At 40.1% G+C, this 15,261-nt stretch carries 15 protein-coding genes; 11 read left to right on the top strand and 4 right to left on the bottom strand.

Annotation, left to right across the window (positions count from 1 at the left end):
- Window positions 1–190: 190 nt before the first annotated feature.
- The 5 genes from IEE83_RS07105 to IEE83_RS07085 all read left to right on the top strand — a co-directional run bounded on the left by IEE83_RS07105 (window position 191) and on the right by IEE83_RS07085 (window position 3,806).
- Window positions 191–334, top strand: a complete 144-nt coding sequence (locus IEE83_RS07105; RefSeq protein ID WP_194119915.1) for a hypothetical protein — start codon at window positions 191–193, stop codon at window positions 332–334.
- A gap of 332 nt (window positions 335–666) precedes the next feature.
- Window positions 667–1,029, top strand: coding sequence for a nuclear transport factor 2 family protein (locus IEE83_RS07100; RefSeq protein ID WP_194119914.1), 363 nt, complete (start codon window positions 667–669; stop codon window positions 1,027–1,029).
- 336 nt (window positions 1,030–1,365) lie between these two features.
- A complete protein-coding gene (locus IEE83_RS07095; RefSeq protein WP_194119913.1) occupies window positions 1,366–2,916 on the top strand; it encodes a hypothetical protein in 1,551 nt (516 codons plus the stop codon).
- A gap of 12 nt (window positions 2,917–2,928) precedes the next feature.
- A complete protein-coding gene (locus tag IEE83_RS07090) occupies window positions 2,929–3,174 on the top strand; it encodes a hypothetical protein (RefSeq protein ID WP_194119912.1) in 246 nt (81 codons plus the stop codon).
- A 95-nt stretch (window positions 3,175–3,269) separates the two neighbouring features.
- Window positions 3,270–3,806 (top strand): GNAT family N-acetyltransferase, encoded by a 537-nt coding sequence (locus tag IEE83_RS07085; RefSeq protein WP_194119911.1) that lies wholly within the window; start codon window positions 3,270–3,272, stop codon window positions 3,804–3,806.
- Between the two features lie 60 nt (window positions 3,807–3,866).
- Here IEE83_RS07085 and IEE83_RS07080 read toward each other — a convergent pair whose 3' ends face one another.
- Window positions 3,867–4,277, bottom strand: coding sequence for a RidA family protein (locus IEE83_RS07080; protein ID WP_194119910.1), 411 nt, complete (start codon window positions 4,275–4,277; stop codon window positions 3,867–3,869).
- A 146-nt stretch (window positions 4,278–4,423) separates the two neighbouring features.
- Window positions 4,424–8,257 carry a hypothetical protein gene (locus tag IEE83_RS07075; RefSeq protein WP_194119909.1) on the bottom strand — a complete coding sequence of 1,278 codons (3,834 nt, stop codon included), beginning with the start codon at window positions 8,255–8,257 and terminating at the stop codon, window positions 4,424–4,426.
- A gap of 586 nt (window positions 8,258–8,843) precedes the next feature.
- On the opposite strand from IEE83_RS07075, the gene IEE83_RS07070 reads away from it, so the two are divergent.
- Together IEE83_RS07070 and IEE83_RS07065 are read left to right on the top strand one after the other, a co-directional pair.
- Window positions 8,844–9,467, top strand: a complete 624-nt coding sequence (locus IEE83_RS07070; protein WP_194119908.1) for a hypothetical protein — start codon at window positions 8,844–8,846, stop codon at window positions 9,465–9,467.
- A gap of 473 nt (window positions 9,468–9,940) precedes the next feature.
- A complete protein-coding gene (locus tag IEE83_RS07065; protein WP_194119907.1) occupies window positions 9,941–10,435 on the top strand; it encodes a DUF6265 family protein in 495 nt (164 codons plus the stop codon).
- Window positions 10,436–10,504: 69 nt separating this feature from the next.
- Here IEE83_RS07065 and IEE83_RS07060 read toward each other — a convergent pair whose 3' ends face one another.
- The gene (locus IEE83_RS07060) at window positions 10,505–10,693 is read right to left on the bottom strand and encodes a hypothetical protein (protein WP_194119906.1); all 189 of its coding nucleotides are present in this window, start codon (window positions 10,691–10,693) and stop codon (window positions 10,505–10,507) included.
- Between the two features lie 245 nt (window positions 10,694–10,938).
- On the opposite strand from IEE83_RS07060, the gene IEE83_RS07055 reads away from it, so the two are divergent.
- The 3 genes from IEE83_RS07055 to IEE83_RS33745 all read left to right on the top strand — a co-directional run bounded on the left by IEE83_RS07055 (window position 10,939) and on the right by IEE83_RS33745 (window position 13,226).
- Window positions 10,939–11,148 carry a DUF6965 family protein gene (locus IEE83_RS07055; RefSeq protein WP_194119905.1) on the top strand — a complete coding sequence of 70 codons (210 nt, stop codon included), beginning with the start codon at window positions 10,939–10,941 and terminating at the stop codon, window positions 11,146–11,148.
- Between the two features lie 255 nt (window positions 11,149–11,403).
- A complete protein-coding gene (locus IEE83_RS07050; protein ID WP_228101709.1) occupies window positions 11,404–12,861 on the top strand; it encodes a sulfatase family protein in 1,458 nt (485 codons plus the stop codon).
- A 155-nt stretch (window positions 12,862–13,016) separates the two neighbouring features.
- Window positions 13,017–13,226 carry a DUF6970 domain-containing protein gene (locus IEE83_RS33745; RefSeq protein ID WP_379993022.1) on the top strand — a complete coding sequence of 70 codons (210 nt, stop codon included), beginning with the start codon at window positions 13,017–13,019 and terminating at the stop codon, window positions 13,224–13,226.
- A 50-nt stretch (window positions 13,227–13,276) separates the two neighbouring features.
- Here IEE83_RS33745 and IEE83_RS07045 read toward each other — a convergent pair whose 3' ends face one another.
- Entirely contained in the window at window positions 13,277–13,858 is a 582-nt protein-coding gene (locus tag IEE83_RS07045; RefSeq protein WP_194119904.1) for a hypothetical protein, read from the bottom strand.
- A gap of 103 nt (window positions 13,859–13,961) precedes the next feature.
- Between IEE83_RS07045 and IEE83_RS07040 the strand changes: the two genes are divergently transcribed.
- Window positions 13,962–15,137, top strand: a complete 1,176-nt coding sequence (locus IEE83_RS07040) for a serine hydrolase domain-containing protein (RefSeq protein WP_194119903.1) — start codon at window positions 13,962–13,964, stop codon at window positions 15,135–15,137.
- The last annotated feature ends 124 nt before the right edge of the window (window positions 15,138–15,261 follow it).

Below are 15,261 nucleotides of genomic sequence, written 5' to 3'. Positions count from 1 at the left end.
TAAAATACAGATTATCAATGATTACTACTCATAAAAATCGGGCTTTTTATTTAGCGGTTACAAAATAATTTCAATGTCAAACATGGAGACCATTTGTTGGCAACGAAAATCCAACCAAGAAAAAAATCACTATTTTTTGGACATTTTAATTTTGGTAGTAAATTGAGGTTACAACTTAAAAGTTAATTACATGAATAATATTTTTAGCTCTATTCCCTTCTTTTTTGCTATTGCTGCAAACATATTTTTACTTGGCCTTGGTTTGTACGTTACTTATCTTCTTATTGTTTTTCTGCGTCTGGGGATAAAATTCCTTCGTAACCATTCCAGATAGACAATCTTTGTTTTACAGCATTCATTTATAGCGCGGCTTTTGCTTTGCATGAGTTCGCTGTATGCAAAATCCAACGCCTAATGGTGCAATCAAGCATGGTTTTGGATAAGGCAATTTTTTGAAACAACTTCCATAGAGCTAAGATTAAAGCAAGTAATTGCTCCTGAAATCTGATACAATCTAGTGGCCATTGCTCCCATTTTTCCTGTAATGGGCGGCAAACACCATATTCTCAAGCAAATCCTACATTATCTCAAGCATCGCTGACACGCGCTCACGATTGGCCTGATTAGTTTTGGTTTTCTTAATAATTACTTTTTAAACTTATGACCATGGACTATCAAAAAATCCTTAACGGGCTTTATCAGGATTTTAATCAGCGGAATATTGAGGCGGTTTTAGCACATGTACACACGAATGTGACCTGGCCAAACGGATGGGAAGGCGGCTATGTGTACGGTCATGATCAGGTGCGGGAATATTGGCTGCGTCAGTGGCAGGAGATTGATCCTAATGTGGTTCCGGTCTCTTTTCAGGTGAGGCCTGGCGGACTAATTGCGGTGGGCGTACATCAGATTATCAGGGATTTAAATGGCCAGGTATTGAGCGACGGACTTGTAACGCATACTTACAGCTTTGAAGACGAAAAAGTAAGATCAATGGTTATTGAAGAAAACGAGGAAAATATTCATTGAGCATTTGACTAAATCTGGCTCAAAAGTATGACCAGCCAAGGCACACCTTTGGCTTGTCATACTTTTAAAATCTTTCTGAAAAGACATTTTAAAATGTTATCAATTCATATTAGGTAGTTGCATATTCAAACATTCACAACAGCTTAACCACGAACATCCCCCGGCCCGAAACCGGATTTGAAAATCAGATATTTAAACGTATTTTTTCTGAGTTAAAATTTTAAATTTGTCAGGTTAATTATTTGACCAGCGCATACTTACTTTGGCTTTCGGAACGTCCGTTAAACTTGAAAGCATTATCCTTTTTAATTTTTCAGTATCAACATTTTCAAGCCCATGAAATTTCGGATCCCTGAGGTGCTATTCATTTTTATTGCTGTGTTATTTTTAACAAAGGCAAACGGGCAAAATTCATTTAATGACTTTAACGTCGCCGTGAGCCAGCGCACTGCCGATACGATTGAAACCAGGGCTTTTTCCAAAATGGTTGTAGGCCAGGACGATGTGCCAAGTATTGCAAATTATGTCTCATTTATTCCAACTGATGGCAGATTCTCACTCTCAGGCAATTATTTTTTCAAAATCAATAACGATACATCAGGTCAGCGTCGCAGACATGAGTCGTTTGCAGTAGGATTTTCTGCCGCCGGCTCTGTTATTGGTGGTAATGTGGCCACCCTTTTTCAGGAAGCAAAGCTTAACTCAGGTACTGATCTAGGGCTCAGACTTAGCTGGCGTATGAACACGCCGAAAATAGAATCGCTTCAATCTGAAAGTCTGGAAATGGTATCAAAAAGAGAAAAACTCCTTTTTGAACGGAATGAGAAAATCGATAGTATCCGCAACGAACTGCTTTTACTTCCTGAGAAAGTGGCCCGGCTTAATTACGCGATCAGCGAGGGCAGAAGGAATTTAAAACTGGCCGCCGCAGACACAGCGGCTTTACGAAAAGCCATTCGCGCCTGTACTACGGATGCATGCAGGTTGAAAAATACGGAATCTTTACTGTCTTTAAAAAACAAAATTTTCAAAGACAGACAGTCACTTCAAACCCAGATCCGGGATTCTGTTACATTGAATGAACTGGCCGAAATAGCCTTTTTAGATCCGTCACTTCCCTGGGCAAGGCGCACACCGAAGCAGCAATTCCTGACGACAAAATTTGGGCTGAAAATAAATATGCCGCTCGAAGATCTGTTGATTGACCAAATGCAAAAGCAGTACGAAGACAAAATCTACGACATAGAAATGAGCAGGCCCATTGCAGGGATGCATCTGAACTGGTTAAGTGCCGTATTAAACTGGAACCGGAAAACTTACCGGACCTATAATAACGCGCTGGCTTTTGATTCATCAATTGTCAAAAACAGTTTCAATGGCATGACACTGGGATTACAGGCCAACTTTTACACATTCAACCGTCCTTTCAGAAAGTCAAGCCTTTTAACCATTGGACTGCTTTACAAAAAAAATATTAATCTCGATGATTTGTCTACTTCCAGGCTTGTGGATGAAACTGTGATCATCAACGGATCTACAAGCAGAAAAACCAGCACAGAATATAATGTGTATACTGATCCCATTGAGAACTTTTCCAGTTGGAATGTGCCAGTTGATTACTACCGTTTTTTTGGAAAAGATTTGAATTTTGGCTGGCATGCGTATGCTCTGGCGGCGTTGCGCAGTGACAAAAAACAGCTCTATGATGTAGGTGCAGGTTTTATACTCGGGCTGAATAGTTCCGGTGCGAAGCGCCTTTTGAATATTGAACTTTTTGTTACCTACAAAGATATTAAGAAGGACGTATTCAAAGATGATTTAAGCGGCTGGAAACAGCTCCAATTGGGCGTATCAGCAGCTATACCCTTTATGATCTTTAAAAACTAAACTGTTTTTCAAATGGAAAAGAAACCCAAACCAACCCGCTCTGTCTTGAAAAAACAGTTTTTTGCAGGCAAGATAACTGCGGCAGAATTCACTTCTCTTATCAATGAAGTTATCCGTTACAGAGGTTTTCATTTCAAAAACGGGGGAAAGCCAAAATGGTCGGGTCCATTCCGTGATACCAGACAGCAGGCTAATGATGACAATGCACCCTGGTTTGATGAGGGTTATTCAGTGGATGTTTATGAGGAACAAAAATAAAAGGCATTGTTAGGCTTGTTTGAGCACAGCTTAAAATCACTACGCATCAGATCCTCTGACCCGCGAATTTTACTATCTTATCCCATGCATCGCAAATGGAAATTAAACTTAGACAAGAAAGAGTCACTGACCACGATGCAATTTCAGAAGCCATAATTGCATCATACGAAAACGTTGAATATAGCAATCACCGTGAGCAGATTATGGTTGAACGGTTAAGGAATTCAAAAGCTTTTGTACCAGAACTATCCATTGTCGCCGAACTTGATGAAAGGACAATCGTAGGTCACATTTTATTAACTAGAATTCAAATCATTAAAAAAGAAAAGTTTTTGGACGCGCTGGTTTTGGCGCCGCTTTCTATTAGGCCAGAGTATCAAAACATTGGTATTGGAAAGAGATTGGTAATGGAAAGTCACCGCGTAGCCAGAGGTTTGGGATTTGAATTTGTCACTGTTTTGGGTCACGCGGATTATTATCCAAAATTCGGCTATGGGATCACCAGTAAATACAATATTGAAATCCCCTATAAAATATCCGAGGCAAACTCAATGATCATTGATTTAAGCGGAAACGACTTTTCCAGCGTTATAAACGGGAAGGTTAAATACTCAGATGAATTTTTCGAGTAACCTATTCATTTGAGTTTCACACATTTTTCGGCTTGGGTTATGATAACTCCAACGGGTGTTTTATTCGTCCTTTTTGAAAGCAACAGCTTCAATTTCTACCAAATAATCCGGATTTGCTAAACCGGCAACCACAATTCCGGAAATAACCGGCGGATTCTTTAACTTCTTTATAAACCCCTGTGCTCCTTCGAAACCTTTACGCACATCCTGGCCTTGCAGGATATAAATGGTCAGTTTAAAAAGATCGTCCAGCGTTGCACCACAGGAACTTAAAGCTGTTTCGATATTTTGCAGAACATATTCGGTTTGCCTCGTAATATCACCCTTTCCAATAATTTCCAGGTCTTTTGTAATTGCATTCTGGCCACCGATATAAATGGTACTGCCATTTCCTTTTGTAACAGCGATCTGGGAAAAAGCAGGATTTTTTAATAATTCATCCGGATTTAGATAGGTTATGCCTGAGTCCATAGCTGATCTGATTTTATAAAAATTGGAAGACAAAATCACATATAACAAAAAGCTCCTGCAAAAGGTATGCCTGATTAATACGTTGTGTAAAAGCAAATTAACAATAGAATTTCCGCCCATTATGAATCGGAAAGAAGACAGTTCAATTACAAAATCAGTAACGCATTTTTTGGTACATCCTTAATTTTCTTTTTGTACTGTTTTTTGAAAATAATATTCGTGACAGGCGCAATACTGCCCGCACTACCGCCGACGACCATTCTCAAAAAATATACAATAACCGGTTTTTGTCTGTTTCGGACAAAAGTAAAGGAGGCTTCTTTTTTTGTATTGTTGTTTCGGATGGCGATTTTATTGGCAAGAAACCCAACTATTTTTGTGCGGAATTTTTGCCTGCTTACATTCCCGGAATCCAGCAGCTGCGCCTTAAAGTGATGATATTGCATATGCATGCTTCCTTGTGAAACATAGTCATTGCCGATGGCAGTCATTCGCATGGAATCAAGATAGCCTGATGTGGCACGCGCAGAAAGCATGGGAGCCAGAAAAGGATTGAGTTCTGTAAACTTACCGGCGCCTAGCGCTATATCAAGCCGCAGACCACCCAGCGTGTCGCGGTAAGACTGATTCATCGCGACTTGCAGCTTCATTTTATCCAGAAAAAGCGCAGAAACATCAACATGCAGACTATCATGATTTTTACCCATACCTGAGAAAATGTTACGGATACTGGCATTTACCGATGAAAAATTCACACTTCCGGTATCTTTTGAAATTGGACTTAACTCTGTGTAGTAAACCTTGGCATGATGAAGCTGCATTTGATCAATTTGGAAAGGGAATCCTATTTTTGCCAAAGATGCTACCGGTAAAGGCTGTATGACAGGTGGGCCGAATTTTTTCATTTTATCTGCATAAATTGAAAGTGCGGCAGCATCCACGCCCAGGGAAGATATTTTAATACCTTCTTTTCTGAGCTCCAACCCACTTATCTTCACTTCTCCGGTTTTAGCCGACAGGTAAATTTTACGATAAATCCGGCCTTCATAAAAATCCTCCCTGCTTACCGCCGGATGAAGTGAGAATGATCGGGCAGTAAGCTGCTGTTGTTTTGCATCAAAATGAAGTTGGCCCAAGCCAATAGTACTTTTTTCAGATTTAAGATGCAGGGAATCCACTTGCAGACGTGCCGCTGAGCGGTTGATAACCCAGGGCAGGCCTTCATCAAGATCATTTTGATTGGCCGAAAGGTTTTCAATTTTCAATTTTTGTAAAGAAAGCGCCGTGTGCTTTTCAGATTTGTTTCGATTAAAACCAACCTTTTCTGCTCCAAGGCTATCGAGCTGCATCGCCCAGGTTTTATGGCCCGGATCGTATTCAAAATAATGAAGGCTGGCAGACAAATCCCCGTCTGTCTTGACGTGATCCTCACTTTTATTAAAAAATAAACCGCTGGCTTTAATATTGATCTGTTCGGCGCGAAGGGCACTGTCCTTCTTTGCTCCCAAACTTTTGGAAGTTAAAGAAACGCGACTGGCCAAAATACTGTCGCCGGAAACTTTGGCTTGAAAAAATGCGTCCGTCACTGCCAGTGCATTAATATCAAATCCTGGTAACGCCAGGGATTTTACAGAATCCGTATTTTTCTCACTACCTAAACCGGCGAAAAATGCAATCCGGGGGCTATTCACCCGGACTGAGTCCAATTTTATCTTCTTGGTAAGCAGCGTCTCTTGCATGTAAGGCGTAAATTCCAGAACCGGAACATTGACCCGTAAAGTATCGGCCTGATCACGGCTTTGAAAAACGATATCCCGAACTCTTGAAATTTCCTTATCCCTTATATCAAAATCACCCAGTTGCAAAATTCCGTTTGGCATTTTGACAATGGCATTACTGCCCATTCCGCGAAGATCTTCGGTTTGCAGATTACTTCCTTTTTCTCTTGAAATTTTACTGGCCGACAGATTTTCCAGTAAAACATCTGCCGCCACTTTTTGGCTTGTAAAATGCAGCCTGGTGTTGTTACCGCTCATTTTTTCAATAGAAAACCAGAGTGTACGATTTGATTTTACCGGTAACACCACGCCTGAGCCCGTCTGATCTATTGTAACGAAGCCTTCTTCCCATTCCAACCGACTTATATCAAGCTGATTATTTTCAAAAGAAAAATCCTGTGCCTCCACTTTTTTAAAGGTCCCGCCAATATCGCCATTTTTGGTATCGACTCTGACACTGTCAAAAACAAGCTTCTGTCCGATTTCGTTAAAAATAGAAGGGCCCGTGGCAACGATTACCGAAGGTGTACTGACTGTCGCTCTTCCAAAGTATAACTGCTTAACGGACCGGACCAGTTCATCAGGCGATCTGGCCTTTCCAAGCTTACCAACATGGATACTCAGATTTAGATTTTCCAGTCGTAGTTCCAGATTATTGCCCCGCTTCAAACTTACATCTCCCTGGATGATGCGCAGTTTTTCAAGATCAATGATCTTATCCATCAAAGACAGATTCTGATATACGGACCTTTTGGTTTTCCCTGGCAATACCGGATTTAGCTCCGGATATTTTTCAGAGCGCAGAACCGGCCGGTACATAACAGCGTCACGCGCTTTAAAATTATTGTAAAAAATAAAGGAAAGCCAGTCCATTCCTGTAATCTCAAAGCGCGGAATCCGATAATCTCTGATTACCTTATTTCGCTTGCCTGGCGGCGTGGAGGCGACCAGGTTATGCAGTATTATTTTATCATTTATAAACTGTAAACTGTCAAACTTCAAACCAAGCAGGCTGTCTGGCAAAAACCCCGTATAGTTGCGGATGGTGTAATGAAAACCACCAATCGTCAGCTCCTTTTTTTCGGAATCATTCAGGTGAAAACCGGAAATGCTGACATTATCATTAGCTGCTGAAAACCGAGTTATTTTTCCAGCCTGATGCAGATTCATCGACACGCCTCCATTTTGCATCACTACATGACGAATATTAAAACCGACCGGCAGTTGATTTAAGGTACTGTCAAATAAGGCTTTTTTGTTATTCCCACCGTTTTTAGCAGCTTTTCCACCAACAAAAAGCTCAGAAGTTACAAACGGGTTTTCAAGAAAAACAGAGTCCGCCTTCACCAATTGTTTTTGATATAACAGATTAAAATCCAGGCCAAGAATACTTAGTTTGCCAGCCCGTATGTCGGTGCTGTTTCGTTGATTAACCGATGGATAAATACGCACCGCCGCACCGGAAAGCCGGACCAATTTTTCTTTTGAATCGATCAGAAGCTCTTTGAATGTGAGGTTGCTTTTGTTATCAGGAAACATTATTTTCTGATCTGAAATACGCAGCATTACCCTTTCCGAGAATATAAACTGCGAAGAATCCCTTACATGTGCCGAACCGATCTTCAATTTATTAATCGAAAAATGAATATGGTTAACCATCAGGGGTGGCTTTGAAGGATTGTCTTCATTTCTTACCAAAAGTTTTCCTTCTTTGATCTTAAACAATTGAAGGTTAAGTACATCAAGGGATTTATAAATAGAGCTGTAAAGTTTTTCAAGATCATCCAGCAATGCAATTTTACTTGTACTGTCTGCCTGGGATAATGTCCTTTTTCCAATGACAATTTCCGGACTGTTAAAAACAATGGAATCAATCAGCAGCTGTCTGTGCACGAACAGATCCCACCGGGAACGCGTCCTGAAATGAAAATCCTTTACGCTGAACTTATAACTTGTTGATTGTCTGGATTTATTTACCGTAAAAATGCTTATGCCCTGAACGTGAATGGCATTGTGGAAGTAATTGGTTTCGATTTTTTCGATGGAACATTTCAGTTGACCGTGAGAAGCCCAGCTAATCAGCTGCTCGATTGTTCGTTCAGAATTGTACTTGAACCAAAAGTGAATGCATAAAAGCATAATAGCAAAAAGTGCAATGCTAAGTTCTGCAAATCTGAATATGTTTTTGAAAAGGTGTTTCATTAAAATACCGGCATAACCTGAAATGAACCCACTTGCCTTCCTGAACGCAACCGCTGTTATGGACTATAACCATTTTTACAGAAAATAATTACAATAAAGGGTTCTTTACAACTGAGAATTATCGTTTACAGCTTCCAAAGACAATTTTGTCTTAAAAAGTGCTGTTTTTTCCAAACCGCAACTTCAAAAAACACGGGCAACTTTTGGGGTAAATTGTTGCTTTTTTCATCATAAAAAGGTGACATTAAATCGGCTTTTACCCAATTTCTTCAATTTTCTTGCTGCAATTAATTTTCAAACCCTGGGATGATATAGAGTTGAACCGCCTTTCAAAAATTACGCTAACCGGTTCCCTGGCTATCGCCTATCTTCCCAAACAACGCCAGTTTCAAAGCATTTAGCCCTTTTTACTTTATTAAAAGAAAGGAAGAATCAATTGCATTTTCCAATCCTCGGACGCCGGATCATCATTTATTTTTATGTAACCAAAAGTATATCTGGCATGAATTTTTTTATTAGGTACAGCACTCCCCTCCTGCTCCTAATAATAACTCCCTGAATAAAACCTAATTAACTCAGCTTATACATGAAAAAGTTTCTTTTTACACTCTGTACATTTTTTATCTTTCAGGCCGCGAAGGCGCAAAATATTGGTGAAACGCTTAGGCCTTTAACTTATGACCAGAGCTCACCTGATTTCCTTCAATATAGAGACCGCTGGAATCTGAAAATCAGTGCTGGCATTGGAGCCACTTACAGAAGCAAAGAAAGTTTTTTGAGCGCGCCTGCATTATCCTTCTCTGCCGAACCTTCATACCGGCTGACCAATTATATCGCAGTCGGTCTCCGCGGAGAATATACCTTTATGCGCCCATACGTCAGTGAAGTGGGCAGGGTAAAAGCAGATCCAATCGGCTCATTATCTGCAACTGCCGATATTATAAAACTCTGGAATCATAAATATTCACCTTTCATCGGCGTTGGTGCCGGTTTTTACCGTTTAGGTTATGGTCAGTTTCCTGCCGGACAACTTCCGAATTCAGAAGCCCAACCTGTTCGAAGAGAAAATCTGGGTACACGCTTCGGTGTTTCTCCAAGAATAGGTATCAACCTTCAGTCCTTTTCAATTTCATTGGAAATGAATCTTATTGATGAGAAGGTTTTTTACAATAGAGACTATATGACGTTTAAAATTGGGTATACTTTGTAGACTAATAGTTTCACAAACCTCGATTGCAGTATCATCACCATATGTCTATGATGATGAAGGGTAATATTTCCCGTATCAGCTTTTTTAGAATTACTGGCTCTGGGTTTACTACCTCTCTATTTTGTTTTCGACGAAAACAACCAATTTTAGTAAACCTCTGAAAGTGGTATATACGGACTGCCATCCGGAAGATCCTGAAACCGGTTTGCGGCGAAATTTGCCAATGCAGGTCATCAGGCTACAATTATGAATATGATAAATGAAATGCGGGGATCATGGCAACGAGTACTCGACGCAAAAGCTCATGTTCAAATAGGATAAAAGCCTCTATTTTCTTTGAAGTTTTCACGGGCGCCCAAACCCAGAATTTTCATCCGACGGATTATTTAGTTTGATTTTGTAAGGTTACTCCGCCCGGGATTTCGTCAAACTAAAAACCTGCTGACAGGTTGGTAACATTTAAAAGCTAACCGATGAGACTAATCATTTCCTTACTTTTTGTTTTTGTTTTCTTTCAATTTTCTAACGCGCAGTCCACTTCCAAAACCGGATCACTTGCAGACCTTGCTTTTACCGAAGGCAAGTGGATAGCCAACGTGCAGGACCGCACCATTGAAGCTACCTGGCTTCCGGCCAAAGGTGACAACATTGTGGGTTTTTTCAGAATGACGAATGGAGGAAAACCTACAATTTTTGAACTTCTGGTTTATGAACAAACCGAACAGGGGCCGGTTTCACTTGTCAAACATTTTGCTTCGGGATTGATCGGACAGGAAGAAATTGACAAGCCTGTAAAACACAAATGGATTGAATCAGGCACCGGAAGAGTGGTTTTTGAAAAAGAAGGAGATCCTGTCCGTGTATTATATGAAAAACGTTCTGCGGACAATTTTGTAATTTCTCTTGGAAAACCTCAGGACGGGAAATGGATATATACCAGTCTTTTTGATTTCAAAAGAGTAAAATAATAGTGAGCAGTCCTGATCTTTCGTAAAGGACTGCTCACTAAATTCCAGGTCTGATATAAACATATCTTTTCAAGATAATCTTGCCGAATAAATCGGTCTCATAATACGCGGACGTTTTCCTGGTTTTGCTGCGGATTGTGACGGCACCGCGATTGATCTCGATGGCCCCTGAAACGGATTGGTATTTTCAAAAACCTGATTCTGAAAGCTGGCCGAATCGTGGCGAGCTGTGTGGCTGATGTTATGTTTTGATTCCATTTTAATTGTTGATGAATTTAGTTATGTTGATGATTTTAACCCACATTAAACAAAATCATGCCTATTAAAAACTATTCTTAACAACTTGATTAGCCTGTGGATTTGCAAAAAAAAGGACACAAAATGTTACTATAACTGCGGTGTAAGGACCACAATTATGGACAAATAATGAAACTTTAAGGTATCAATGCTACGTTGCCCCGTTATATCGATTTTACAAAGCATATCAAACGTACAACTGCATAATGAGCATTCAAGAACTTGAAGATTACTTCGCAACTGTGAAACTGCCCGAAAATCCTGTTAAAATTAACGGTTACGCTACTATTGAAGAGTCAGATGTTTTTGTTGCAGCTCAACTCGCAATCATCACAAGACAACCTGAAAGTTATCAAAAGACCAGTGCCTATCTGCGGCTGATGGAATTTAAACAGTGGCTCGAAAACCGCCCGTAACTGTTTCTTTTTGACAAGACATTCTTTATAAATTTCGCCTTTGGATCTGCCCGTCCAAAGGCTTTTTTGTGGAAAATCTGAAAGCACCGGAAATTTCAGAGACAACCTGTCCCATTCACAATGCATTAAAAACAGGTGGATGCATATGACTGAAAAATCCGCTGGTAAGTAAAAAAATGGACACACAATGTTTTAAACAGAATGACACCAGATCTTTCTTCTGAGCTTATCTGCTTACTTTTTTAAATTAAGATTATGCTTAAAAAATCATTTGCTGCTTTTAAAATTCTGGGCTGCCTTTTTCTTTTTTTGTTGTTGACTGCCAGCAAGCCAAATAAGCGGATGTCCGTTAATGGGAAACCGAATATCATTCTGATATTTACTGATGATCAGCGATTTAATACGGTACGTGCTTTGGGAAACGATCAGGTTATAACACCAAATCTGGACGGTTTGGTGAAAAATGGTACCAGCTTTACGCATGCTTATAATATGGGCGCCTGGCATGGTGCGGTTTGCGTTGCAAGCAGGGCCATGCTGGTAACAGGCCTGTCGGTCTGGAATGCAAAAAAGCAGGAAACTAATTATGCATCACTGTTTGACGCGAAAGGATTCTGGCCTCAGCAAATGAAGTTAGCCGGATATGAAACTTACATGACCGGGAAATGGCACGTTGATACTGATGCCCAAAAACTTTTCGATCACGCAAATAATATCAGGCCCGGTATGCCCAACCAGACTCCGCAGGGTTATAACCGGCCACTTTCCCGGCAAGATACTGTCTGGCAGCCCTGGAAAGAAGAATTCGGAGGTTTCTGGAAAGGTGGAAAACACTGGAGTGAAGTGGTGGCCGACGACGCGGTTGGCTACATTCGCGAAGCTGCAAAGAAGGAAACTCCTTTTTTTATGTATCTGGCTTTCAACGCACCCCACGATCCGCGACAGGCTCCAAAAAGATGGGTTGATAAATATCCTGTGGATCAGATTAAATTACCGGTCAGCTATCTGGACGAATATCCTTTCAAGACAGAAATGGGCTGCGGAACGGATCTCAGAGACGAACAGCTGGCTCCTTTCCCCCGCACACCTTACGCTGTAAAAAAGAATATCCAGGAATATTACGCCAGTATTTCTTACATGGACGAGCAGGTGGGCAGGATTCTGGATGCCTTGAAAAAAAGTGGAAAACTTGAAAATACTTACATCATTTTCACGGCTGATCACGGGTTATCCATTGGTCATCATGGTTTAATGGGTAAACAAAGTATGTTTGATCATAGCATGCGGCCGCCCTTAGTAATTAATGGCCCAGGTATTCCCAAGGGTGAAAAAAGAGATCAGAATGTGTATATGCAGGATCTGATGGCAACTTCCTATGAACTGGCAGGTATTCAAAAACCGGCACATGTCTTTTTCAATAGTTTGATACCATTAATCCATGATAAGAATAAGCCTGGCCCCTATCAGGAAATTTATGGCTGTTACATGAACATACAGCGCATGGTAAGAACGGATAAATATAAGATGATCATTTATCCGGCTGCTTCGAAAATTCTGCTTTTTGATATGACAAAAGATCCTGACGAAATGCATGATATTGCCAGTCAGCAATCAAGCAAAAACATACTCAAAGAACTGAAAAACAAAATGATCGAGCAGCAAAAATTAATGCATGATGAACTTGATCTGTCGGTGTATTTGAATAAAATTTGACAAACTTTATTGCTCTGCCATGAAATAAATCAGTCTGATTTTTCTGGTAATGTGTGTCTTTACCAGTTATGAAAAAGAACCGGTTGAACAATAGAAGCACCGGCCTGCATTATTGAAAGTATTAATTCGATAAGCAAGGACCCCGTACGCCCCCCCTGCAAAGATTTTTAGCCTTACCTATAAAGGCAACTCTGTATTTCATTCCTCCCAGCTGTTGTGATGTATTTAGTGAATTATTGGATGAAAATTACAACCTGCTTTGCAGCCCGGATGGTGGAATTACCGGAGGCGGCGATGGCAAATGCCTTGATTTTGTAAAAAAAGCATCCAATCAAAAACTGATCTGGAATGATGAAAAAAGGTAAATCAGCTCGACAGTCTTCTTTTTTTGCCAGCTTGAAGTCCAAAGATATTACTATTCAGGAAGATAAAGGTTTGTTCTTTGCTTTTGTATAGTAGTCGGAATTTTTGGTGCAGATTTGAAATTAAATTGATTATCTGTTGCTTGAAGTTTGAGTGTTTTTTTAAAGCTGATTATATATTCCACCAATTCATTTATTTCCCTGGCCTCATTTCCGTTATAAGGAATTATAGTCGCGTTTTGTAAGTCATTTTTTAAATAGAGACCTGTAAAGATGCCGTCTGTGGTAGCATATTCCGGATTACCTTCATGTAACACCTGAATGTTAATTTTTTTTACCAGTTTTTCCAGTTTGTTTCTCTGTGAATCGTCAATAATCGCAATGTAGTTTTTGCTACTATCCGAAACATCATTCGCCTTCCAGTATTGTCTGAGCGAGATAGTATCTGTTACATTAAAAGATAGCGAATAGGCTTCATCAAAGTTGTCAACGTGTGTAAAATCAAGTTCTATATTAGCCTTTTGCCTTTTGTTACAACTCAATAACAATACAAAAAACAAAAACAGGAATTTGAGGAAATAAGGTTTACAAGTCATAAAAACAGTATCGGCGCCAAACTTATTTATGATCGACAATTTAGTATTATGTTAAGCGATAAATAAATAAAAATCAATTAGTTGGTCGATTTATATTTGGCTTAATTAATCGCTAAATTACATCTCTCAAACAAGCCTCTATATGAAATTAAGAATACTGATTTCAATCGTTTTACTTGCGATTTTATCATCCTGCCAAGGTAAAAAGAAACTGCCAAATCTTTTTGAAAGTGTCCGGTCGGCAGAAAAAAATCTATGCAAAAAGGGATATGAGCCAGGCGATTCGGTTTGGACAATAGAGGAACGCATGAAGTTTTATGGAGTTCCGGCGGTGAGTATTGCAGTGATCCGGGATAATAAAATTTTCTGGTCCCGGGCTTATGGCATCATTGATAAAGAGAGTAAGGAGCCTGCAACTGTTCATACACTTTTTCAGGCTGGTTCTATCAGCAAACCGGTGGCCGCCTATGGTGCACTTCGTGAAGTATTGAAGGGTAAAATTGATTTAGATAAGAATGTAAATAATTATTTGACTTCCTGGAAATTGCCTGATAATGAGTTTACAAAAGAAAAAAAAGTAACCCTGAAACATTTACTCAGCCATACCGGCGGAATTACGGTGCATGGATTCCTGGGATATAGTCCCGACTTACCCGTACCAACGCTGCTGCAAGTTCTGAACGGTACGCCTCCGGCCAACAGTCCTGCTATCCGCGTGGATAAGGAGCCGGGAAAAGAATGGCGGTATTCCGGCGGAGGTTACACGATTATGCAGCAAATGCTGATTGATATTGAAAAAAAACCTTTTCCGTCAATCATGAAAGAACTGGTTATCGACCCTTTAAATATGTTAAACAGTACATATGACCAGCCACTTTCTCCCGAGAAATTGAAACTTGCGGCAACAGGATATTTACCCAACGGTTTAATGACGAAAGGAAAAAGGCATACCTATCCGGAAATGGCCGCAGCAGGATTGTGGACAACAGCGGAAGATCTTGCCAAATTTGCAGTTGATATTCAACTTACGCTGCAAGGAACAAGCACAAAGGTTTTATCTAAAAGTGCCGCCGAACAAATGCTGACGCCTGTTTTAGGAACTTATGGACTAGGTTTGGATATGCTTAAAACAGGAGGCGATGTTTATTTTCAACACGGAGGATGGGACGAAGGTTTTTCAAGTCACCTGATTGCACATAAAGAAAAAGGCTATGGCATCGTTGTATTAACCAATTCAAATCATCCGGATTTTATTAGCGAGGTAATCCGCTCGGTAGCAGTTACCGAGCAGTGGGATCATTATTTACCTGATAATTGAATAACATTTTTTGATCAATTGTGAGACTTATCATGACCTGTGAGCGAATTTAAATCAGGTTTATTTCTGTTCCGAGGCGTTATATTCTTTTAAAATGAAAAATTTTGATTCACTTTGTGAGTCC

This window comes from Dyadobacter subterraneus, assembly GCF_015221875.1.
Taxonomy (GTDB): Bacteria; Bacteroidota; Bacteroidia; order Cytophagales; family Spirosomataceae; genus Dyadobacter; species Dyadobacter subterraneus.
This window is presented reverse-complemented; position numbering and strand designations above follow the sequence as displayed.